At 44.8% G+C, this 21,135-nt stretch carries 18 protein-coding genes, 1 other RNA gene and 1 pseudogene; 9 read left to right on the forward strand and 11 right to left on the reverse strand.

Annotated elements, in window-relative coordinates:
* Nucleotides 1-7: 7 nt before the first annotated feature.
* From L876_RS0120555 to pspF, 4 genes are all read right to left on the reverse strand, one after another.
* Entirely contained in the window at nt 8-898 is an 891-nt protein-coding gene (locus tag L876_RS0120555) for an ABC transporter permease subunit (protein ID WP_028765516.1), read from the reverse strand.
* On the reverse strand, nt 885-1,916 hold the full coding sequence (locus L876_RS0120560; RefSeq protein ID WP_028765517.1) for an ABC transporter permease: 1,032 nt from the start codon (nt 1,914-1,916) through the stop codon (nt 885-887). The genes L876_RS0120555 and L876_RS0120560 overlap by 14 nt, the downstream gene beginning before the upstream one ends.
* A complete protein-coding gene (locus L876_RS22235; protein ID WP_051413220.1) occupies nt 1,917-3,563 on the reverse strand; it encodes an ABC transporter substrate-binding protein in 1,647 nt (548 codons plus the stop codon).
* Between the two features lie 88 nt (nt 3,564-3,651).
* Nucleotides 3,652-4,716, reverse strand: coding sequence for a phage shock protein operon transcriptional activator (pspF, locus tag L876_RS0120570; RefSeq protein ID WP_028765518.1), 1,065 nt, complete (start codon nt 4,714-4,716; stop codon nt 3,652-3,654).
* Between the two features lie 178 nt (nt 4,717-4,894).
* Between pspF and pspA the strand changes: the two genes are divergently transcribed.
* The 6 genes from pspA to L876_RS0120600 all read left to right on the forward strand — a co-directional run bounded on the left by pspA (nt 4,895) and on the right by L876_RS0120600 (nt 10,116).
* Nucleotides 4,895-5,578, forward strand: a complete 684-nt coding sequence (gene pspA / locus L876_RS0120575; protein ID WP_028765519.1) for a phage shock protein PspA — start codon at nt 4,895-4,897, stop codon at nt 5,576-5,578.
* Nucleotides 5,579-5,598: 20 nt separating this feature from the next.
* Entirely contained in the window at nt 5,599-5,838 is a 240-nt protein-coding gene (gene pspB / locus L876_RS0120580; protein WP_028765520.1) for an envelope stress response membrane protein PspB, read from the forward strand.
* On the forward strand, nt 5,825-6,220 hold the full coding sequence (gene pspC / locus L876_RS0120585) for an envelope stress response membrane protein PspC (protein ID WP_028765521.1): 396 nt from the start codon (nt 5,825-5,827) through the stop codon (nt 6,218-6,220). Before pspB ends, pspC begins: the two co-directional genes overlap by 14 nt.
* Nucleotides 6,221-6,272: 52 nt before the next feature.
* On the forward strand, nt 6,273-7,715 hold the full coding sequence (locus tag L876_RS0120590; protein WP_028765522.1) for a YcjX family GTP-binding protein: 1,443 nt from the start codon (nt 6,273-6,275) through the stop codon (nt 7,713-7,715).
* A gap of 29 nt (nt 7,716-7,744) precedes the next feature.
* On the forward strand, nt 7,745-8,833 hold the full coding sequence (locus L876_RS0120595) for a YcjF family protein (RefSeq protein ID WP_028765523.1): 1,089 nt from the start codon (nt 7,745-7,747) through the stop codon (nt 8,831-8,833).
* Nucleotides 8,834-8,943: 110 nt separating this feature from the next.
* Nucleotides 8,944-10,116 carry a trans-sulfuration enzyme family protein gene (locus tag L876_RS0120600; RefSeq protein ID WP_028765524.1) on the forward strand — a complete coding sequence of 391 codons (1,173 nt, stop codon included), beginning with the start codon at nt 8,944-8,946 and terminating at the stop codon, nt 10,114-10,116.
* 44 nt (nt 10,117-10,160) lie between these two features.
* Here the strand turns inward: L876_RS0120600 and L876_RS0120605 are convergent, their stop codons facing one another.
* Nucleotides 10,161-11,552, reverse strand: a complete 1,392-nt coding sequence (locus L876_RS0120605) for an SLC13 family permease (RefSeq protein WP_028765525.1) — start codon at nt 11,550-11,552, stop codon at nt 10,161-10,163.
* Nucleotides 11,553-12,120: 568 nt separating this feature from the next.
* Between L876_RS0120605 and L876_RS0120610 the strand changes: the two genes are divergently transcribed.
* Together L876_RS0120610 and ffs are read left to right on the forward strand one after the other, a co-directional pair.
* Nucleotides 12,121-12,426 carry a ComEA family DNA-binding protein gene (locus tag L876_RS0120610; RefSeq protein WP_028765526.1) on the forward strand — a complete coding sequence of 102 codons (306 nt, stop codon included), beginning with the start codon at nt 12,121-12,123 and terminating at the stop codon, nt 12,424-12,426.
* Between the two features lie 173 nt (nt 12,427-12,599).
* Nucleotides 12,600-12,696, forward strand: an RNA gene (ffs, locus tag L876_RS22630) — signal recognition particle sRNA small type.
* Nucleotides 12,697-13,072: 376 nt separating this feature from the next.
* Here ffs and L876_RS0120615 read toward each other — a convergent pair.
* The 6 genes and pseudogenes from L876_RS0120615 to dinG all read right to left on the reverse strand — a co-directional run bounded on the left by L876_RS0120615 (nt 13,073) and on the right by dinG (nt 18,542).
* Entirely contained in the window at nt 13,073-13,345 is a 273-nt protein-coding gene (locus L876_RS0120615; RefSeq protein ID WP_028765527.1) for a late competence development ComFB family protein, read from the reverse strand.
* A 52-nt stretch (nt 13,346-13,397) separates the two neighbouring features.
* A pseudogene (locus L876_RS22240) lies at nt 13,398-14,301 on the reverse strand (histone deacetylase family protein).
* Between the two features lie 10 nt (nt 14,302-14,311).
* Nucleotides 14,312-15,019 (reverse strand): DUF2057 domain-containing protein, encoded by a 708-nt coding sequence (locus L876_RS0120625; RefSeq protein WP_028765528.1) that lies wholly within the window; start codon nt 15,017-15,019, stop codon nt 14,312-14,314.
* Between the two features lie 9 nt (nt 15,020-15,028).
* Nucleotides 15,029-15,691 (reverse strand): primosomal replication protein, encoded by a 663-nt coding sequence (locus tag L876_RS0120630; protein ID WP_028765529.1) that lies wholly within the window; start codon nt 15,689-15,691, stop codon nt 15,029-15,031.
* On the reverse strand, nt 15,688-16,461 hold the full coding sequence (locus L876_RS0120635) for a sulfite exporter TauE/SafE family protein (RefSeq protein WP_028765530.1): 774 nt from the start codon (nt 16,459-16,461) through the stop codon (nt 15,688-15,690). Before L876_RS0120635 ends, L876_RS0120630 begins: the two co-directional genes overlap by 4 nt.
* An 8-nt stretch (nt 16,462-16,469) precedes the next feature.
* Complete coding sequence (gene dinG, locus L876_RS0120640; protein ID WP_028765531.1) at nt 16,470-18,542, reverse strand: ATP-dependent DNA helicase DinG; 2,073 nt, start codon at nt 18,540-18,542, stop codon at nt 16,470-16,472.
* A 135-nt stretch (nt 18,543-18,677) separates the two neighbouring features.
* Here dinG and L876_RS0120645 point away from each other — a divergent pair, with 135 nt between their 5' ends.
* Entirely contained in the window at nt 18,678-21,044 is a 2,367-nt protein-coding gene (locus L876_RS0120645; protein ID WP_028765532.1) for a DNA polymerase II, read from the forward strand.
* The last annotated feature ends 91 nt before the right edge of the window (nt 21,045-21,135 follow it).

Raw genomic sequence — 21,135 nt, forward strand, 5'->3', positions numbered from 1 at the left:
TTGCTCACTAATTTCGAATGGGTGATAGGGCTGAGCGCAACCCATCACCCACTAAGTTAATCGCTAATACACTGCATAGAATTGCCACTCCAGGAATGGTCACCGTCCATGGGGCAGTTAATAGGTTGTCCATGCCTTGGGATACCATAGCGCCCCATTCAGGACTCGGTGCCTGAGCGCCTAGGTTAAGGAAGCCCAATGCGGCAATATCCAAAATCGCCGCTGAGATCCCTAAAGTGGTTTGAATAATCATGGTGTCTGAGATGTTAGGTAATATCACGTACCAAAAAATCTGCAATGGATTGGCGCCATCCAGACGCGCAGCGGTGACATACTCTTTTTGTAACTCTTCATGCACGGCTTGGTGGATTGCCCTAACAAACTGTGGTGTCAATGCGATACCCACGGCCCAAAACACATTACTCAGCCCAGGTCCGGTTATCGCTACCACCAAAATGGCCATCAATAGCGATGGGATTGATAACAGCGCGTCCAGTAGGTGACTTAATATGCTGGATTTTAATCCCTTCATCATGCCGGAAATTGAGCCGATGATAAATCCTAAGAATAATGCTGTTATGACGATACCGAGCGCCATACCGAAGGTGAGGTGCGCACCATGCAAAAGGCGGCTAAAGATATCACGCCCCAGATCGTCCGTGCCTAGGAAGTGTTCGACTGTCCCTGCAGGATCCCATGATGGAGCCAATAGCAGCGCATGGGGATCTTGATGTTCTGGTGAGTAAGGGGCAATAAACGGCCCAAACAAGGCTAACAACAGCAGCGACACCACAGCCCAAAGCCCTGCAAAGGCAAATGGATTATCGGTGAACGCTGACCATATTCTGGATGCCGGCGAAGGAATATGATCTTCTTGATAGATCTTAATTTGCGGCATAGAGCTCTTTCCTGCTTATGGGATTTAGGGCGGTGTGCATAATCTCTATCAAGATACTTAAAAAGATAATGAGCAGCGCGACCGATAAAATGCCCCCCTGTATCACAGTGTAGTCGCGTTGGTAGATACCCGATACCAGCCAGGCGCCAACACCTGGCCAGCTAAATATCACCTCGACGACCATGGCATAACTGGCAAATGCGCCGAGCATCAGGCCAAGGTTTTTTAACACAGGAATGAAGGCGTTGGGCAGTGCGTGGCGCATTACTATGGTTGATGTATGTAACCCCCTAGCTTCTGCTGCCTTGATATAGGTTTCTTCCATGATTGTCATCATGGCGCTACGGGTAATGCGCACAACTACGGTAAATGGCAGCACGGCAAGGGTGACCGCGGGCAAAATAATGTGCTGTAATGCATCAAGAAACGCTGATAACGCGTACTTAGAATCAGAGAGTAAGGTATCAATAAGCAAAAAGCCGGTAACGGAATCAATTTCGTAAAGTAAATTGATTTGGCCTGAGATAGGCAGCCAGCCTAGCTGTACGCCAAACCACAGTGAAAGTGTTAATCCTAGCCAGAAAACCGGAATAGAATACCCTGTCAACGTGATGGCCATAATACTGTGCTGAGTGATTTTATTGGTACTTAATGAGGCTAATACGCCCAGAGGAATACCAAATAGCACCGCAATGAGCCCAGCGAAGAAACCCAATTCAAAACTCGCTGGTAGGACTGCCGTTAATTCATCCAATATCAAATTTTGAGATGTTGACGATAGTCCAAGGTCGCCATCGAGTCTTTGTTGTAGATAGGCAATAAACTGACTGATTTGACCATCATTGAGTCGGTAATCTTGAGTGATCCTTGTTATTTGTTGTGCTGTCGGTTGTTGAACGCCAGTCAATGCAGCGATGCGATCTACTGGGAACTTGCTTACAGCGATAAACATCACAATAAAGAGGATCAGTGAGGTAGCCAAAAAAAGATTTAAGCGTCGAATAAGGTAGCGAATCATCTATTGTATACCTCGTTCATCTATAGCTGTCGTTGCTGCTTGGGTCGTGTTGGTAAAGGAAATCCCCCCAAACGGCGTTAGTTTTGATTGAGTCACATTTTTATTTTTTACGACTAAGCGTGTCGCATGAGCAAACGGGATGAGTGGAACTTGCTGAGCAATCTGCTGCTCGGCTTGCTGGTAAAAGGCGGAACGTTTGAGCTTGTCGGTCGTGGATTTTGCCGATTCTAAAATGGCGTCGAATGCAGGGTCGCACCAGCGAGAACGGTTACTATTTGATTCGACAGAGGCACAACTCAATATTGGGGTAAAGAAGTTATCAGGATCACTGTTGTCGGCGTTCCAACCTATCAATACCGAGTCATAACTGTGTTTACTCAATTTTTGATTAAACACACTCCAGTCATAAGTGATGATATTAACTTTTACGCCAATATTGGCCAAATCCGCTTGGATCAGTTCCGCCGTCTTATGGGCATTGGGGTTATATATTCGGGCGACGGGTATCGCCCAAATATCTATGGTCAGATCCGTAACGCCAGCTTCTGCCAGTAAACGCCGAGCTTTAGCAGGGTCGTATTGAGTAATGCTGGTGTTTGATGAGTATGCCCAAGACAATGGAGGCAGCATTCCCACAGCCTCTACTGCAGTTTTTTGATACACAGCGCGCAGGATATTCTCTTTGTCTATTGCGTGCGCAAGGGCTCTACGTACTCTGACGTCATTCAGCGGGATCCGCTCGGTATTAAGTGCCCAGAACGCCACATTAAAACCGGGAATAGAATCTACTTCTAAGGTTTCTTTATCAATCACAACAGGTAACTCACCCGCTTTAGGGAGGGCCGAAATATTGCAATCCCCGGTGATCAATTTTGCTAAACGTGTGGTGCTTTTAGGCGTGATATCAAAAACGACTTGCTCAACCTCTGGGGTAAGGCGCCAGTAATTTTTATTGCGGTAATAGCGAATATAGTCGTTTTTCACATATTGAATCAGTCTAAATGGACCTGTGCCAATCGCGAGCCTATCTATCTGAGCTTGTTCATTCATTTTAGTCAGTTGATCGGCATACTCTTTTGATAAGATAACGGCGAAGCCGGTTGCCAAATTTGACAAGAAAGAAGCATCTTTACGATTTAAGTGAAAAGCCACTTGGTAGTCAGAAACCTTTTCAATTTTTCCGATGAGATCGGTAAAACCGATACTTTGGAAAAAAGGATAACCCGTCTTAGACACGTCATGATAGGGATGAGTACTATCTATGATTCGATTAAATGAGAACAGTACGTCGTCGGCATTGAAATTACGGGTGGGAGAAAAACTGTCTGAATGATGAAACTGAACGCCTTGTCTTAAATGAAACGTGTAAACCTTTTCATCGTCGCTAATATCCCAAGATGTGGCCAGAGAGGGGATCAATTCGCCAAATTTAGCATCATAATCGAGTAAGCCATCGTAAAGTTGCTGCGACGTAGCATCCACTGTTGTACCTGAGGTGACAAGCTGCGGGTTAAAGGATTCGGGATTACCCTCGGAACAATAGACTAAACCGGATGGAACTCGAGTTGGGCCACAAGCCGATAACAGCAACACTATGGTGCATCCAAGTGTTGAACCAAACGTGAGACGCTTTATCAGGTCTTTCATCAATAGATGTAATATTTTTTTGAATGAAGAGTTTCATTTTAACAGTGCTATAGAGCTAGGAGCAAACACCATCTACTCCTAGCCAGCTTTATTTATCCAATAAATTGTACTTTTTCAAAATTCCACGCAGTTGATGATAGCTAAGACCAAGTAATTCAGCGGTTTTTTTCTGATTATATTGTCCAACTTCCAAGGCTTGCTTTAGCAAATTGGTTTCTTGGCTTTCACAGTGGGTTTTGAAGTCGAGCGGAAAATCAACTTTGGGAACTGTGATGGCTTGTGATTCTGGGTCAGGTTGAGATGTTGGCGTGTCGCTATGTTCAACTTGCGGTTGCTGTCTCGATTTGGTTTTTACGCGTTGTGTGGGGCGATAGGGTGACGAAAATGGGTCGATAACAATGCTATCAATGGCTGCGTGAAGGTCTGTATTACGGTACACGCTGCGTTCTACGACGTTTTTCAACTCACGAATATTACCTGGCCAGCTATATTCCATAAGCTGCTCAACGGCATTTGAGGTAAACCCATCAAACAGTTCATGTTTAAGTTGCCTTGCCATGCCAATCGCAAAGTATTCAGCCAGCGGCATAATATCTTCTTTTCGATGCCTTAGTGGCGGTAAAGTGATCACATCAAAGGCCAAACGGTCGAGTAGATCGGCTCGAAATTCGCCCGCATCAGCTAAAGAGGGCAGATCTTCATTCGCTGCACACACCAGTCGAACGTCAGTTTGTACCGTTTTGCTCCCGCCAACCCGTTCAAACTCACCATATTCTATGACTCGTAATAATTTTTCCTGAATAAGCCCTGAGGTATTGGCGAGTTCATCAAGAAATAGAGTGCCGCCATCAGCACGCTCAAAACGGCCTTCATGCTTCTTGCTTGCGCCAGTAAATGCGCCAGCATCATGGCCAAATAATTCACTTTCAAGTAAATTTTCGCTTAATGATGAGCAATTTAGTTTAATGAAACTTTGATCCCACCGCTGAGAAAGGTAATGTAAACGCTCGGCGATCAATTCTTTACCTGTACCGCGCTCACCGATAATGAGCACAGGTTTAGAGAGAGGCGCAATTTTTGAAACGTGTTCTAACACTTCAAGTAGCGCATTCGATGAACCAATAAGATTGTCTTGCTGAAATTGAGTAGCCACAGTAAATTTTAGTCTTTCACGCTAATTATTGGTGAAATTAATAATATGTTCCTGAGGAATTAAAATAAAGTAAAAGTTAAAATATTGTTTAAGTTGCTGTATATTAAGGGTTAGTAAAAGTTGGCACGCTAAATGTATTATTCTTTGCGACACCAACGTTAATTTAGAGGACAGTATTATGGGAATTTTCTCTCGCTTCGCAGATATCATCAACTCGAATATCAGCGCATTACTTGATAAAGCCGAAGATCCAGAAAAAATGGTTCGCCTTATCATCCAAGAAATGGAAGACACCTTAGTTGAAGTACGTTCAACGTCAGCCAAAGTGCTTGCCGAGAAGAAAGAGATTCTTCGTCGTATCGCTAAAGTGCAAGAGCAAGTGCAAGATTGGCAGGATAAAGCGGAATTGGCTTTATCGAAAGATCGTGAAGACTTAGCTAAAGCTGCATTGCTTGAAAAGCAGAAAGCCAGTGAATTGGCTGCTACGCTAGAACAAGAGCTAGTTGTTGTTGAAGAGCAGATTAATCGCTTGAAAGAGGAAGTTAATCTACTTCAAGAAAAGTTAGCCGATGCTAAAGCACGTCAAAAGACGATTATCATGCGCAAGCAGACAGCCTCTTCACGCTTAGAAGTTAAGCGTCAGCTAGATTCAAGTAAAATTGATAATGCTATGAGCAAGTTTGAGCAATATGAGCGTCGAGTTGAAGGGCTAGAGTCACAAGTCGAATCTTATGACTTGGGCAACCAAAAGACACTAAATGATGAGTTTGCTGCATTAGAAGCTGAAGATTCAGTGAACGCTGAGCTTGAAGCATTGAAAGCTAAAGTCAACGCAAGCAAAACAAAAAAGCAAACTAAATAACAACGATTCTGAGGTGAGTTATGGATATGGACTTATTAATAGCCCCGATTATTATCTTTATGATAGTGGTGGCGCCCATCTGGCTAATTCTACATTACCGTAGTAAGCGCCAAGTGAGCCAGGGACTCACTGAAGAAGAGTTTACTCAGCTCAATGAGTTAATCGGCAAAGCAGATAAAATGGCCCTACGCATTGAAACATTGGAAGCGATTTTAGATAGCGAGGCCCCACAATGGAGAAATCGAGATGAGCGAATCTAACGGACGACCCTTATATCGAATCCCCGAGTCAGGAAAGATAGCCGGAGTATGTGCAGGGATAGCAGACTACTTCAACTTTGAAACCTGGTTAGTGAGAGTGGTCGCCGCATCGATATTTTTGCTTGGGGGATCGGGAATTATCTTCATCATCTATGTGCTACTTTGGATGATATTAGATATTAAACCTGGCAGCGCAAAGAACAAGCAACAGCACAAAGAGATAGAAGTTAAGAAAAAGGTTTGGCAAGCAGGAGAGCCTGCCAAAGCAGCGTTAAGGGATGTAAGTAGTCAATTTAGGCATTTGGAAATGAGACTGCAAAACCTTGAGCGTCACGTAACATCTGATAGCTTCGATCTCAAACGAGAGATCAATAATCTTTAATCCTTTCAATGGGCGGTCTATTCCGCCCTTTAACGCGTCTAAGATATAGGTTATGAATTCATTTAACCGCTCATTGAAACAGCTTTCTCAGCACTCTCAGTCCCTGATTAAACGCACTACCGATAATCATATCCGTTTAGCTGTAACAGGTTTATCAGGTGCCGGCAAAACCGCATTCATTACCGGGTTAGTGAATCAATTATTACATAGTGGTGCAGGGGGCTCGCTTAATGCCTTACCATTGTGGCAGGTCGCTCGTGACGAGCGACTCTATGGCGTTAAGCGCGCCATGCAACCCGATATGACTATAGCCAGTTTTGACTATGAGGCGGCGATGAGTGCACTTAGTGATATCACGCCCCATTGGCCAGCATCGACCCGCAGCATTAGTGAACTGAGGTTAGCTATTCGGTATCAACCTCTCAAAGGGTTGCGCGCTAAATTTACCGACAGTGCCACACTGTTTTTAGATATTGTCGACTATCCTGGCGAGTGGCTGCTTGATTTACCTATGCTCAAGCTATCTTATCTGCAATGGTCGCAACAGCAGCTTAAGCGACAATCAATGCTGGCGCTGAGTGAGCATTATCAGCCTTTTATTAATGCGTGTAAGTCGATTGCGTTGAGTGAAAATGCAGAAGAGCAAACGCTTAAAGATATTGCCAAGCTGTATCAAACGCTGTTGGTCGACAGTGTCGAAACCCATGGTTTCTATAATGCCCAACCAGGACGAATGTTATTGCCAGGTGAGCTTGTTGATACACCGATTCTGGCTTTTTTCCCCTTGTTAGGCACAATTGATGCGCAGGTTGATGAGTTAGAAAAAAGCCCCAAGGCGTCTTACTATCATGTGTTGAAAAGCCGCTATCAAAGTTACGTTGCAGAGGTGGTGAAACCCTTCTATCGCGATTATTTTGCCAAGTTCGATCGTCAAGTGGTATTGGTGGACTGTTTTACGCCACTTAATCGTGGCAAGGCCCAATTTGAAGATATGAAAAGTGCACTTGATGGCATTATGGAAAGCTTTAATTTTGGTCAATCAAATATTCTTAAACGACTGTTTTCACCACGCATCGATAAATTACTGTTTGCAGCGAGCAAGGTTGATCATATCACCCGAGATCAGCAGGGCAATGTCCTGTCGTTATTGACACAGCTTGTTAAGCAGAGTCAACAACATGCGCAATTTGAAGGCTGTAACGTAGAAGTGATGGCGATCAGTGCGATAAAAGCAACCGCCCACGGCATGGTGCAAAGTGGCACTAAGCAAGTTGAGGTGGTAAAGGGGGTTGATTTGGTCACAAATCAAGCGGTCACACTGTTTCCTGGTGAGGTACCAAAGCAGCTACCTCAAGGCGGATTTTGGACGGATCAAGGCTTTGAATTTGTTAATTTTGCGCCGCCACAATTACCGTCAACGCAAGGTGATGTTCATTTTGAACACATTAGACTTGATCACCTATTGCAATACCTTGTCGGCGATAAGCTTAACTAAGCCACTAAGTGTGGAGCCTAGGACAGATAATGACTAAACACACCCAGTCTATAGCGAAGAAACAAGTTTTTGATCATGCAACGGTTACCGAAGTTACACCTTTGCGTGAAGCAGAGCATTTTGACGGCAACGAGCTATTGCCTGAACCCGTCACAGAGATTTCAGAGAGCGACATAGAGCTGTTATCTGAGCGAGCGGATATGGGCGTCCAAGGTTTGCGAACGCACAAGAAGCGCCGCTGGTCTTGGCTAGCTAAGGGCACGTTATTCGGTCTGATAGCATTGGTCATCAGTGAGACCGTATTGTCTTTGATGCAAGCATGGCAGCAGAGTCCGTGGCTGTTTGGTCTGTATGCCAGTGTTACCTCGATTATTCTGCTGTGGGTCAGCAATATCGTTTACGGCGAATGGCGTCAGTTGAAACGTCTTAGAGGCGTTGAAGAAGCACAGCAGGTTAGTGAGCGCTTAGCACTGAGTATGCAAATCGGTGAAGCGACTCCATTTATTGATAATATTTTAGCCAAATTGCCGTCTGATATCGATACCAGCAAATATGCACATCATGTCAGAGAAGAGCACAACGATGCCGAGAGAGTGCTGTTATTTGAATCCACAGTGCTAAACAGTATCGATGTTAAAGCTAAAAAATTAGTCCACCGTTATGCCACTGAGTCAGCATTATTGTTAGCGGCCAGTCCGCTCGCGGTATTGGATATGGCCATCATCTTGTGGCGTAACCAAAAGATGATCCGTGAGTTAGCCCGCTGCTATGGTATCGAGCTTGGTTATTGGAGTCGTATTAAGCTAATTAAATCAGTGATCACCAACATTATTTATGCGGGTACCAGTGAGGTTGTAACCGATATAGGCACCCAACTCCTGTCGCTCGAATTGTCTGGTAAGGTTTCGGCAAGAATGGCGCAAGGTTTAGGTGGTGGCTTACTCACAGCGCGTCTGGGATATCAGACCATGGCCCTATGCCGACCCGTAGCATTTAACGCAGAGTCTCGGCCGAAGTTGACAAAAATCCACGCTGCATTGCTCGGTGAACTGAAAGACTTCTCCTTGTCTGCCTTAAGTAAAACCACCAGCCGTAACAAAGATTTTACATCTCGTTAGTGCTTAATTATTGCCAATAGGTTTACCTTAACGTCATAAACGGTTCAAGGTAGCAGACCGCTCTCATTCAACCCTAACAATAACAGTGAGCGGTGACCTCGGAGATTGTTATGCAAGAAAAATGGAAGCTTGCCACTAAGGTAATTCATGCTGGGCACCAAAAAAATGACAAGGGCGCGTTAGTGTCACCGCTGTATCAGTCAGCAACTTTTGTGTTTGATAGTGCAGAGCAAGGGGGAGAGCGCTTCGCTGGAGAACAAGAGGGGTATATCTATACTCGCCTCGGTAACCCAACCACCGCAGAGTTTGAGCGCAAAATAGCCGCGTTGGAAGGGAGTGAATCGGCTGCGGCAACTGCATCAGGCATGGCCGCCGTCTCGGTAGCATTACTGGTTAACCTGAGTTGTGGTGACCACCTGGTTGCATCAAAAGCGGTCTACGGCTGCACTTACGCCTTAATGACCGAACAATTTAAAAAATTTGGTATTGAAGTCACGTTAGTGGATTTTTGCGATCTTGACGCCATCAAAAAAGCAATTCAACCCAACAGTAAAGCCTTGTTCTGTGAAACACCGGTTAATCCTCATCTGGACGTTTATGATCTCCGTGCAATCGCCAAGATAGCGCAACAACATCAGTTGGTGAGTATTGTCGATAACACTTTTATGACGCCGCTACTGCAGCGACCACTTGAGTTTGGTATCGACATGGTGATCCACAGTGCAACCAAATACCTCAACGGTCATGGTGATGTGATAGCAGGTGTCGTGTGCGGCAGCGATGAGATGATCCATAAGGTTAAGTATGAAGTGTTGAAAGACATTGGCGGTGTTTTATCACCTCATGATGCGTGGCTAATTTTACGTGGACTTAAAACATTGGATGTGAGGTTAACGCGCCATTGTGATAGTGCGGAGCGGATTGCTGAGTATTTAGCGTCACACAGTCAGGTCTCCCGAGTCTATTATCCTGGTTTGCCTAACCATCCTGGGCGTAAGCTACTTGGCACCCAGATGCGACGTGCTGGCGGGGTTATCGCCTTCGAGCTTGATGGCGATTTAGCCGCTGCGGTTGGGTTTGTTAATCGACTTAAAATGTTTACTATTGCCGTGAGTTTAGGCGATGCCGAATCTCTGATACAGCATCCCGCCTCGATGACCCATTCTCCCTATTCGCCAGAGGAGCGCCATGCTGCCGGTATTAGTGATAACCTCCTGCGGATCTCTGTGGGTTTAGAAGACGTTGAAGATATTATTGCTGATTTAGAGCAGGCATTTAGTTAGCGTTATAAGGCGGTCGGTTGTGAGGTTAACCGACCGCTTAACGTTTAGATGGTCCAGAATAGATGGGCGATAATGTAGAGGACTAACATACTGATAAAGTTAATGATCACCCCCGCCCGCATCATCTCCGACTGCTTAATAAAGCCAGAACCATAGACGATGGCATTTGGTGGCGTGGCAACCGGGAGCATAAACGCACAAGAGGCAGCGATACCGATTAAAACTGATAGCATTATAGGTGATAACCCTAAGGCTTCAGCGATTGCCGCAAACACGGGAACAAGTAAGGCTGCGCTAGCTGTATTACTGGCAAATTCGGTGAGCATCACCACAAAAAAGATCACCGCAAAGGTGAACAATGCCATATGAGTATTGCCAAAAATATCCGTAACCCAATGGGCCAAAAACACACTGGTTCCCGTTGTTTTTAAAATAGCACTTAGGGTTAAGCCACCACCGAAAAGAATCAGTACGCCCCAATCTGTGGTTTTTTCTATCTTTTTCCACTGCACTAGCCCAAGGCCAGCAAGCAACACGACAGCGCCTAGTGCAACGATGGTATCAAATTGTGCTATGCCTCCAAGTGCCGCCGAAATCGGTTTACTGAATATCCAACAGCCTACTGTGACGATAAAAATCACTAAGGTTAGTTTTCCTGTCATCCCCAACTGCTCTTTGCTTTGAGGAATTGTGCATACCACGTTTAGGTTTGGTTTAAGGTAAAGGTATAGTGCTATGAGCATCGCTGGGAGCATCAGTGCAACCGTTATCAAGCCAAACTCCAGCCAGTCGGCAAAGCTTAGACCAACCTGCGCGGCAGCAATGGCGTTGGGTGGACTCCCGACCAAGGTGCCAATACCACCAATGTTGGCAGAATATGCAATACCAAGCAGCATGAACAGGTAGGTGTTTCGATGCTCCTTAATGTCCAACTGCTGCAAGATGCCTAATGCCAGAGGCAGCATCATGGCGGCCGTTGCTGTGTTGCTGATCCACATAGATAACAGCGCCGTTATACCAAATAGCATCATGCAGGCGATGCTGAGTTTGCCTTTAGATGCGGTGAGAACTTTATGGGTAATGCGTCTATCTATTCCTTGATGATTTAACGCCGCGGCGAGTACAAAGCCACCGAAAAACAAGTAGATGATTGGATTAGCAAAGTTACTCATAGCGGTTTTAGTTTCAAAAACCCCGAGTAACACCCCCATGATAGGGATCAGTATTGCCGTGACACTAATGTGGATCGCTTCGGTTAACCAAAGGATTGCGGCAAAGATAAGAATAGAGAGTCCAGTATTTACGCCAGATTCAAATGGTAAAAAATTATACAGCAGAAAAAATAAGCCGATATTAGCAAACAAAATGAGTAACTTGTTTTGCGTTGATGCGTTAGTTTCACTCACTGGCATAGCCGAAGTATTTTCTAAGGTCATGTAGGGTCCTTATTGTCGTTATTATATAGAGGGTCAACGGAATGAGCGGGTGAGCATGCAGGACTAATTGATTGCGTTTCAAAGATATAATCTGTACTGCAATATGGACTAAACGTGGTTTACCGCTTGCAGTTTCTTTGCGTAATTCGTTGTTAGGTTTCCGACAGTCTAATGCAGAGGCTAGCAGTGCCATATACTCGTTGACACGACACACTAGCTCAGTAATTACTCACTGCAAAATGATTTATTTCGTCATAAATTTTCCAAATTGAACGGTTATAAATGTGTGCTAGATGCAACAAAAGGGCTGAATTTAGCCGTTGATCACTGAATTCAGACTGCGAAAGATCATATTTTTTTTCATGGCGCGTAAAAATCATTCATATTGCTAATCTTCTGAAAGAAATAGAAAAACAATTACTGTGATCCTGGTCACTGCGTGGCGGGGTGCTCGGTGCTGAGGGTCACGTATTGGCGTAACTTTTGAACTTGTTCTATGTTTTTAATGCGGCCAAGGAAAAGGATTGCTGGCTGTATGTTTATTAATATGGATTAAAAGGAGACGATTATGAAAATGTCATTTCTTGGCGTGCTCGTTGCAGCAGCGCTAATGGTAGCCCCAGCACTTGCCGCAGAAAAAGTTACGCCACAGTCTGAAGTATCCAAAACCCTCACCCAAATGGAGGCGGTAAACATTAATACTGCTAGCGCTGAACAGCTAACTCAACTTAAAGGTGTTGGCGAAAGCAAGGCGCAGGCTATTATTGAATATCGTAAAGCGCATGGTGGCTTTAAAAACCTGGATGAATTAACGCAGGTTAAGGGGATCGGCCCCAAACTACTTGAGCAAAATCGAGCCAGTTTAAAGTTGTAAAAATGGTGGTTGACGGTATCGTTAAATGCCCGCGTCAGCGGGCATTTGTATAGAGAAGCAGCAGTTAACAGCAAAGCATCAGTAACATCACGATATTCACTTGATTGCTGAGCCACCATAGTAGATAATGCTCGCCGTCTTAAAGAGAACATCTTTAAGAATCTATGGTGACCCTAGGGTCCCCCCGCAATGATAACCTGTGAACTCGGCCAGGCCCGGAAGGGAGCAACCGCAGCAGGCGACTCATGTGCCGGGGTGTGGCTCTAGGGAAACCTCCAAAACTCCCCTATTTAGAAATAACTCCCTGATTTTAAATGATATTTTAACTGGTCTTTTCAGTTTCTTATCTTAAATCGGCCTAGTTGTACAATTCCTGTGTACCACCTCATCTGAAAATATGACGTATTGGCTTATAAGGGAACAACCGCAGCAAGTTACTCATGTGGCTTATATAGTCAATGTGTGGCTCTAGGGTAACCTCCAAAATAAAGTCTAATCAAAGGCTTATCTCATAAATACCTCAGGTGATACACTTGGTGGTACACTTGATGAGAAATAGTTTATCTAAAACTCCCCCATATTAGTTTCAATCTCGGTTTTTATTTGGCTGTAATGCTAATAGATTTTTCATGCTAGAGACGATCCCTTACGCATTCTCTTCTTTCTGTAAGTTTGCTTTTAAAAATGCTCTGGATTTTTCCAGTGCAGTTTGTATCTCTTCTTTCATCCGCTTGAGTTCGTTATAGTCTTCAAAAAAGTAGGTGTCGACCAAGTGCCGTATGTAACGAACGGGGAGTTGATTGAGGGTTACGCAACAGAGATCCGCTAAATAATCTTCTGGCAGTTCATCCATTAAACCTTCGTCCGATAACATTTCCATGAGTAAGACTTCATAATAATTTCGAATTTCTAATTGCATAAGCTTGTCTCCAATCGGTCGGTGTCAGATCATTAAAGCACAATCTAGTTTGCTACCATAATTTATTGGCGGCAATAAAAACTTGGGCATGTCTTTTAGATAATTCTAGTGGCTGTTTGCTGTATCCGCCTCCTATTACACAAGCTATTGGTATATTTAAAGCTTTTGCCATACTTAATACCAATAGGTCCCGCTCAAAAATCCCCTGAGTTGAAAGCGCTAAATGTCCCAAATCATCCTGTTGATGCACATCAACGCCTGCATCATAGATGATAAGATCAGGCTGGTGGAGACGTATAACAAGGGCCAAAGTCTGGGTTATCGTTTCAAGATAAAGCGCGTCACCGCTACCTCGTTCGAGTTCAATATCATGATCTGACCGCTGTTTTCTAGCTGGGAAGTTCTCTTGGCAATGGACTGAACAGCTAATGATATCAGGGTAGGCCTGGGCCATTGTCGCGGTCCCATCCCCCTTGATGTACATCGCAATCGAAGATCAGCACTTTTTCAATATCACTGCGGGCGAGTGAATGTACAGCCCCGGCAATTAAGTCATTAAAGACACAGTAGCCACTACCAAAATGATAATGAGCATGGTGGTAGCCGCCACTTAACTGAAGTGCAATGCCTTGAGACATTGCGAGATCACAAGCAAGCATGGTTCCGCTTACCGAATGCAAACTGCGTGTCAGGAGTCCGTCGCTTAGCGGAAAACCTAAGCGTCGAATCGCTTGAGGTGAGAGCTTTTTTGTTAAGAACTGTGCCACATAATCGGGACAATGAATCTGTTTTAAAAACTCAATGTCGACCGAAGATGGTGTGTGAAAATCGTCTTTATCAGCCAATTTATGCTCAAGCAGAAATTGATAAAGCCGTTGGTATTTACTCGTTGGAAAGCGGTGCTGAGAAGGTAACGCCAGCTGGGAATAGCTGGCGTGATAGATAAGCGGGGGCATTAGGGTGGTATTAAAGCTGTTGAATAGCCCAGCTCATAAACTCTTTACGTGTTTTATCATCAGCATGCAACCACCAGTATTGTAGCATTTGCTGCGCATGTTCAGCTGATGCAGCGTCGTTTGCTGGCAGTGTAGTAGGCACAGCCGTAGGAAGCGTTGCCGCCTCTACTTGGGTTTTAGCTGCTACCGGTGGCGGTGTTGTAACCGCAGACGCTGTGACGGCTGCTCCCGTTGCTGCCGCCGCAGCTACTTCGATATCTTGGCCATTGTCGCCACCAAACAATTTTCCTACAAAGGTTTCCTCGGTGAAATTAGTTTGAGTGACTTTATAGTTGACGCTGCCACCATCATTGCGGGTGATGATTACTTGCGGTGATTTTGCAAAAGACTTTGGACGTTTAACGACTTCACCTTCTGCAGGTTGCAATGTGTAGTCATGCTCACCATCTACGTTTAGCGTGACGATAAAAGGTGATGATTTAACAAAGCTTTCACTGTCACTGAAATCATCTTGAACCATGTCATGATAACGGATAGCTATTTTATGGCTTCCCTGAGTTAAATCCAGATCGGATTTATGGTTAAACAGACTGCCTTCAATTTTCTTTCCGTCAATTGCGAGATATTCAAATGCCATTGGGATGGTTAGATTTGCAGCCATGGCCGATGAGGCACCAAGCAGAGCGATTAAAGCGGTGATTGGCATGATGGATTTCATTGTTGCTCCTTAACGATTCTGACTCTTATACGGGCGTTCAAACGCCTGAATGCGATCTTCTATATAGCTAATAGCTTGTCGACACTTCCCTAAGCGACGATGGACTAAAAGTATCTCATTTTGCAGTGCAATTTTGTCAGCACTATGACAGTTTTCAAGCTTTGATTGTAAATTTTCAATTTTTTGTTCAAATGTTTGAACCCAGTTCATATGTTTATTGAGTTCATCATACAATTGATGACTATTGTGCATCACACCTGTTGCAATCCACCCAAAACCGCTTTCTGCATGGGACTGTTGACGACGCTTTTTAGCGTTGGCAAATCGTGATGCGCGTTGTTGTTCAGCAGATTTCACGTTTAACGTTGTCGTGTTAAGAGCTCGGCGAACGGCTGTAAATCTGTCTTGGATCCCTTCACAGCTTAACAATATAGTGTCAGTCGAGATATTCCCCTTTAGTAGCTTTTCCAATTGGGAAATCTTTTTACTCAGTTGGCCAATACATGGCGCTAATTGTGCGCCAGTTTGATTGAATAGCCCTTCGTTAAAACGTTCAGTATCTTGCAATAGATTGCGCTGGCCTTTGACCAATTGGCTGTCGTGTTGCAGTACTTCCTGTTCTAACTGTTTGAGTTGGACTCGTAAACGTTGGATTAGTTCAGCGTTTTTCATGCCCATGCACTCCAAGCGAGGTTTATTGCCATTAAAATCACTATGGTGATAAATAGCGGTCTGATAAAGGATACGCCAAATTTTATCGCCGTTCTTGCGCCGACAAAGGAACCTAACATCATACATAACCCCATCGATAAACCTATGGTGATATTGACTTGCCCCAGAGCAAAGAAAACCACAAGGGACGTTAGGTTGCTGATGCAAGTCATCGATCTCGCTAATCCACAGCTTTCGAGCACGGGTAACTTATATTGTGACACACTACTGATGGTCCAAAATGCGCCAGTACCTGGGCCAGCAAAACCATCATAAAAACCTAATAACAGTCCCTGAATCCACTGTTTTACTTTTGCGGGAGCTTGAGTCGGCGCGCTAAACGAAGGTGAGCCCATTGCGTTGGGTTTTGCCAGCGTGTAGATAGCAATAAATATGATCATCAAGGGTAACCATTTTTCAAGCCATTGATTATCTATTAAATAGACGACACCAGTACCAAATATTGCTCCGATAAATGTCGCGATGGCGGCCTGGTACCAAAATCTTGGGGTAAAAAACTGTTGCTTATAATAGGTAAATGCCGACATGGAGGAGCCAAAGCTCGCCGCGAGTTTATTAGTGCCTAAGGCAACATGGGGAGGAATGCCGGTAGTTAATAGCGCCGGAATAGAGAGTAATCCACCACCACCAGCAACCGCATCAATAAAGCCAGCGATAAACCCGATCGCGGCAAGAATCGCCCAGCTGCTCGGTTCTAACAATAAATCCAATGGTGATCCTATTCTATAACTTGGCGAAAGGGGGGCAGTGCATCGAGTAGTGACTTTCCATATCGCTTAGTGACGAGTCGACGATCCAAAATGGTTATTCTACCGTAGTCTTCCTCTTTACGTAGTAATCTACCACAACTTTGAATCAGTTTACGCGACGCATCGGGAATCGTTAATTGTAAGAACGGATTTCCGCCCTTAATTTTTACATATTCTGCGTGTGCCTGTTCTACTGGCGAGGTGGGGACGGCAAAGGGCAATTTAGTAATAATTAAGTTGGTGAGGTAGTCACCCGGTAAGTCTAACCCTTCAGAAAAGCTGCCAGTGCCAAAGATGATGCTGACGTCACCAGCGTCACAGCGCTGTTTATGGGTGCTCAGTAGTTGTTGGCGCGAGTCTTCACCTTGTATGAGCAGTGGTACTTTAATTTTAGGCCGCACAATATCCGATACTTTTTCCATCTGCCAATAGGATGCGAACAGCACTAATGTAGCGGTTTCACCCTCGATAAGCTGTAATATTTGCTCGGCTAGCTCGTCTGTGTAGCGATCGTCCGTTGGCTCGGTGCGCATTTTGGGCAGATATAAGGTCGCGTTCTGTTTAAAATCGAAAGGACTATCCATAGCCAGGTAGCGACTGCCGTCGTTAATGGATAGACCAACTTGATGAGTAAAGTGGTTAAAGTTATTCAACGCCCTGAGTGTGGCGCTGCAAAGCACTACCCCTGCCGCTTTTTCCCATAGCAGAGTTTCAAGCATAAAGCCGACTTCAATGGGGGAGGCATTAAACAGATAGTCGGGCTGCTTACCGACAATTTGTTCAACCCATCTGGCCATCGGAGCGCCTTTAGGGCTATCTGTTTTGGCCATCATTTTCCATAGCTTCTGTAAATTTTCCAGTCGCTGCAGCATAAAGCCGGTTTCACTGAGAAGCTGTTCGGCTTGGTGCTTGGGGAGCTCACCGTCTTTGATTGATTCACTCAGTAACGCTAGCATCTTGTTAAACTGTTTCAGCGCACTGTTAGAGGCGCTGGCAAGGTTTTCAGCTTGAATGATTAGCGCTGATGGTAGCTTACCATGCTCAAAACGAATGCGGTTTTCAGGGTTATCGAAAGCGGCGCTTTGTCCGTCACAATACTGTGCTACTTGGTTTAGTAAACTGGTTAGATCGCTAATATGGTCGAGCATCGCTTGTGCCGGGGCAATAATGTGATTGCTCTTTAATTGGTTTTGCAGCTTGGCGCTGGTTTTACCTATTTTCTCTAACCAGTCAATGGCCCCGCGCAGCGTTGCTTGCGCACTAGAGAAATCACGCGCGACTATTGGCAGATGATGAGCTTCATCGATAATGTAATACAGTTCTTCTGGATCAGGAAGAATAACACCACCACCCAGCTCAAGATCAGCAAAGAGCAAGCTATGGTTGGCGATCAGTACATCCCAATTATCAATATCTTCACGGGCTTTATGGAACGGACAGTTTCTGTGGCTTGCCAGTTGTCGATGGCAGCTGTGTTTGTCGCAGGCTATTTGCGTCCATAAATGATCAGGCAGTTGGGTGGTTAAGGTGTCGCGTTCACCATTCCAGCGGCCTTCATGGAAATCTTTTAATAAGCCTTGCAATAACTCTACTTGGCTGTGATCGGGCTTAGTTTGCCACATCGCCATTTGCGTGCCATCGTCACTACCGATGAGCATTTCCAACTTGGCTAAACAGACGTAACGTTGGCGACCTTTAACTAAGCCGAAAGTAAAATCTAACCCTGACTGCTGTAAGAAAAAAGGCAAGTCTTTGTTCAACAACTGCTCCTGCAATGCCACTGTCGCGGTGGCGATACAGACTTTTTTCTTACTTGCTAATGCCAGAGGAATAGAACCCAGAATATAGGCAAGCGATTTACCTATGCCTGTACCGGCTTCGACCACAATAATGCGCCTATGCTTGTCATATTCGCCCGCTAATGTTTTAGAGATCTCAGCGACGATATAGTTTTGTTCTCGGCGAGAACGAAAGTTAGGTAGGGCTGTAGCAATATCTTTATAGATAGTGCGGATCTGAGTTTTGACGTCGGCTGATAACATGAAAGCACATTGCAGATAAATAGAGCTGTACATAATAACAGTGATTACATAGCCTAAGAAGCGTTATCGTGACTATTTTAAGCGGTAATTCACTTTAAACCACAGAGTTTGGCAATTGATAGAGTTGGGAAAACATTGAGTGAGATAGGTAAAAACAGCATACAGGAGACAGTAAAAGGCCGGATTTTAACTCGTCATCATTCGGGTAACGCTCTGCTGTACTATGTAAAAACGATAGACGGCCCGGTTAAAGTGGTGGTTAACGACAGCGCGCGAGTTTGTTTTTGTTTAGCTCATGAGGCACCTCGTTTAAGCGCGATAGCGTCCGTTCGTATTGAAGAACTTGGGCTGAGTAGCTTCAGTCACCAAAGTGTTAGTGCTATCTATAGCCAAACGGGGCAAGCTTTTCGGCAGCTAGTACGCCAAGCGAATGATTTAGGCGTTGAGTTATTTGAGGCCGATATTCGACCAGAGCAACGTTACCTCATTGAGCGGTTTATTGCCTTAGATGCCGAGTTTATTGGCCAAGCCGCATCGGCTCGTGCATTGCCAACGTTTACAGCCAGCAGAGCACGCAAGCGTGATCTTAAGATAACGATGTCGATTGTATCATTGGATTTTGAATGTGCTATGGATGGCCAGCTATACAGCGTCGCACTTTATGGTGAGTCCGATACAGGAGAGAAGATAGCAAAGGTCATCATGGTGGGCGATAGTCCTCAATCACAATCGGTAGATTATATTGATTGGGTAGAGGATGAAGCGAGCTTGATTCATGGACTGGTTGCTTGGTTTAAGCAAGCAGACCCCGACATTATCATTGGCTGGGCAGTGGTGACGTTCGATATCGCGCTGCTTTATCGCCGTGCCAAGTACCATAATATTGCCTTAACATTAGGTAGAGGCGATGAGCTTCTCAATTGGAAGGTTGAAGACAAGTATAGGCCTGAGACATTAATTCTACCTGGTCGAGTGGTGTTAGATGGCATCGATTGGTTAAAGGCGGCTTTTTATCAGTTTGATAGTTTCTCCTTAGAGCATGTGTCACGTCAGCTTTTAGGGGAGGGCAAGGCTATTGATAAAGTGGAAAATAGAGGTGAGTCAATTACCGAGTTGTTTCAGCACGATAAGTTAGCCTTGGCGCATTACAATCTAACCGATAGCCGCTTAGTTTGGGACATTTTTAAAAAAACACATCTTACCGAGTTTTCCATGGAGCGTTCACGTCTCACAGGATTGGAGTTAGGGCGTGTGGGTGGCTCGGTTGCAGCCTTTAATAATCTCTATCTACCCTATCTACATCGTGCAGGATTTGTGGCCCCAAGTCGTCCTGCCAGTGATGGGATAGAAAGCCCTGGTGGATATGTGATGGACTCTGTTCCGGGGCTGTACCAACATATTTTGGTACTAGATTTTAAGAGTCTCTACCCCTCTATTATTCGTACTTTTAATATCGACCCCAAGGCACTGATTGAGGGCGAAAGGTTAGCTGAGTCGCAAACCGTACCAGGTTTTCTTGGGGCAACTTTTAATCGTCAGGGCGCCATTTTACCCAATTTAATTGCTGAACTATCTGCTAAGCGAGAGTTAGCAAAATTAGAGAACAACGCCCCCCTCTCTCAAGCGATTAAGATCATCATGAATTCACTTTATGGTGTGCTTGGCTCTCGTGGGTGTGTTTTCCATGATGCAAGGTTAGCCAGTTCTATTACGTTGCGCGGCCATCAAATAATGAAACAGACGCGTCAATGGATTGAAGAACTTGGGTTACGCGTAATCTATGGTGACACCGATTCGACTTTTGTGCATTTGGCCGATCTCAGTGGCATAGAATCGATTGATAAGTTCGCAGAAAACTTAGTCGCTACCATTAATGGTAAGTGGCAAGCGCGATTAGCAGAGCTGTACAATATTCCCTGTTATTTAGAGTTAGAATATGAACGTCATTTTGAGCAGTTTTTTATGCCCACACTGAGGGGATCTACAGAGGGGTCTAAAAAGCGCTATGTGGGGGCCTACACTAATCCAAAGGGGGAGTTAAGCGTTGTGTTTAAAGGGATGGAGCAGGTTAGAAGCGACTGGAGTCCATTGGCTAGGCAGGTGCAAGAGCAGCTCTATTATCGGTTATTCGCTAAACAAGACGTACAAGAGTACCTGCAAGATATCATTGTGCGTTTGCAAGCAGGTGAACTTGACGAGTTGCTTATTTTTAGTAAACGGCTCAGGCGTGATATTGCTGACTATACCCAAAAAGCCTCGCCCCATGTTAAAGCTGCGAGCTTATATTGTGAGCGAAGTGGCGTGCCGGCACACGGAAAACGGGGCAGTAAGATTGAGTATCTAATCACCCTCTCGGGGGCTGAACCCATTCAGTTTTGTATCGGCAAAATTGATTACCAATATTACTTGGATAAACAAATCGCACCTATTTCTGATCCTGTACTTTCAGTTTTCAATGTTTCTTTCAGTGACCTTATCTCTAAACAGATGACGTTAATTTAGATGAAGCTTCGTTGAGCTTATTCTGAATAAATGTTAACAGATGGTGTAAGTCATGATGCGTAGAGGTTTTAGTGGTTAATGTGGTGAAAAT

The sequence above is a fragment of the Shewanella colwelliana ATCC 39565 genome (assembly GCF_000518705.1).
In the GTDB taxonomy this organism is placed as follows: Bacteria; Pseudomonadota; Gammaproteobacteria; order Enterobacterales; family Shewanellaceae; genus Shewanella; species Shewanella colwelliana.

Coding starts and splice junctions, on each gene's coding strand:
- L876_RS0120605 (WP_028765525.1), bottom strand. CDS start 11,552: ATGACCTTAGAAAATACTTCGGCTATGCCAGTGAGTGAAACTAACGCA.
- pspA (WP_028765519.1), top strand. CDS start 4,895: ATGGGAATTTTCTCTCGCTTCGCAGATATCATCAACTCGAATATCAGC.
- L876_RS0120590 (WP_028765522.1), top strand. CDS start 6,273: ATGAATTCATTTAACCGCTCATTGAAACAGCTTTCTCAGCACTCTCAG.
- L876_RS0120595 (WP_028765523.1), top strand. CDS start 7,745: ATGACTAAACACACCCAGTCTATAGCGAAGAAACAAGTTTTTGATCAT.
- L876_RS0120625 (WP_028765528.1), bottom strand. CDS start 15,019: ATGAAATCCATCATGCCAATCACCGCTTTAATCGCTCTGCTTGGTGCC.
- dinG (WP_028765531.1), bottom strand. CDS start 18,542: ATGTTATCAGCCGACGTCAAAACTCAGATCCGCACTATCTATAAAGAT.
- L876_RS22235 (WP_051413220.1), bottom strand. CDS start 3,563: ATGAAAGACCTGATAAAGCGTCTCACGTTTGGTTCAACACTTGGATGC.
- L876_RS0120610 (WP_028765526.1), top strand. CDS start 12,121: ATGAAAATGTCATTTCTTGGCGTGCTCGTTGCAGCAGCGCTAATGGTA.
- L876_RS0120615 (WP_028765527.1), bottom strand. CDS start 13,345: ATGCAATTAGAAATTCGAAATTATTATGAAGTCTTACTCATGGAAATG.
- L876_RS0120630 (WP_028765529.1), bottom strand. CDS start 15,691: ATGAAAAACGCTGAACTAATCCAACGTTTACGAGTCCAACTCAAACAG.
- pspB (WP_028765520.1), top strand. CDS start 5,599: ATGGATATGGACTTATTAATAGCCCCGATTATTATCTTTATGATAGTG.
- pspC (WP_028765521.1), top strand. CDS start 5,825: ATGAGCGAATCTAACGGACGACCCTTATATCGAATCCCCGAGTCAGGA.
- L876_RS0120600 (WP_028765524.1), top strand. CDS start 8,944: ATGCAAGAAAAATGGAAGCTTGCCACTAAGGTAATTCATGCTGGGCAC.
- L876_RS0120555 (WP_028765516.1), bottom strand. CDS start 898: ATGCCGCAAATTAAGATCTATCAAGAAGATCATATTCCTTCGCCGGCA.
- L876_RS0120560 (WP_028765517.1), bottom strand. CDS start 1,916: ATGATTCGCTACCTTATTCGACGCTTAAATCTTTTTTTGGCTACCTCA.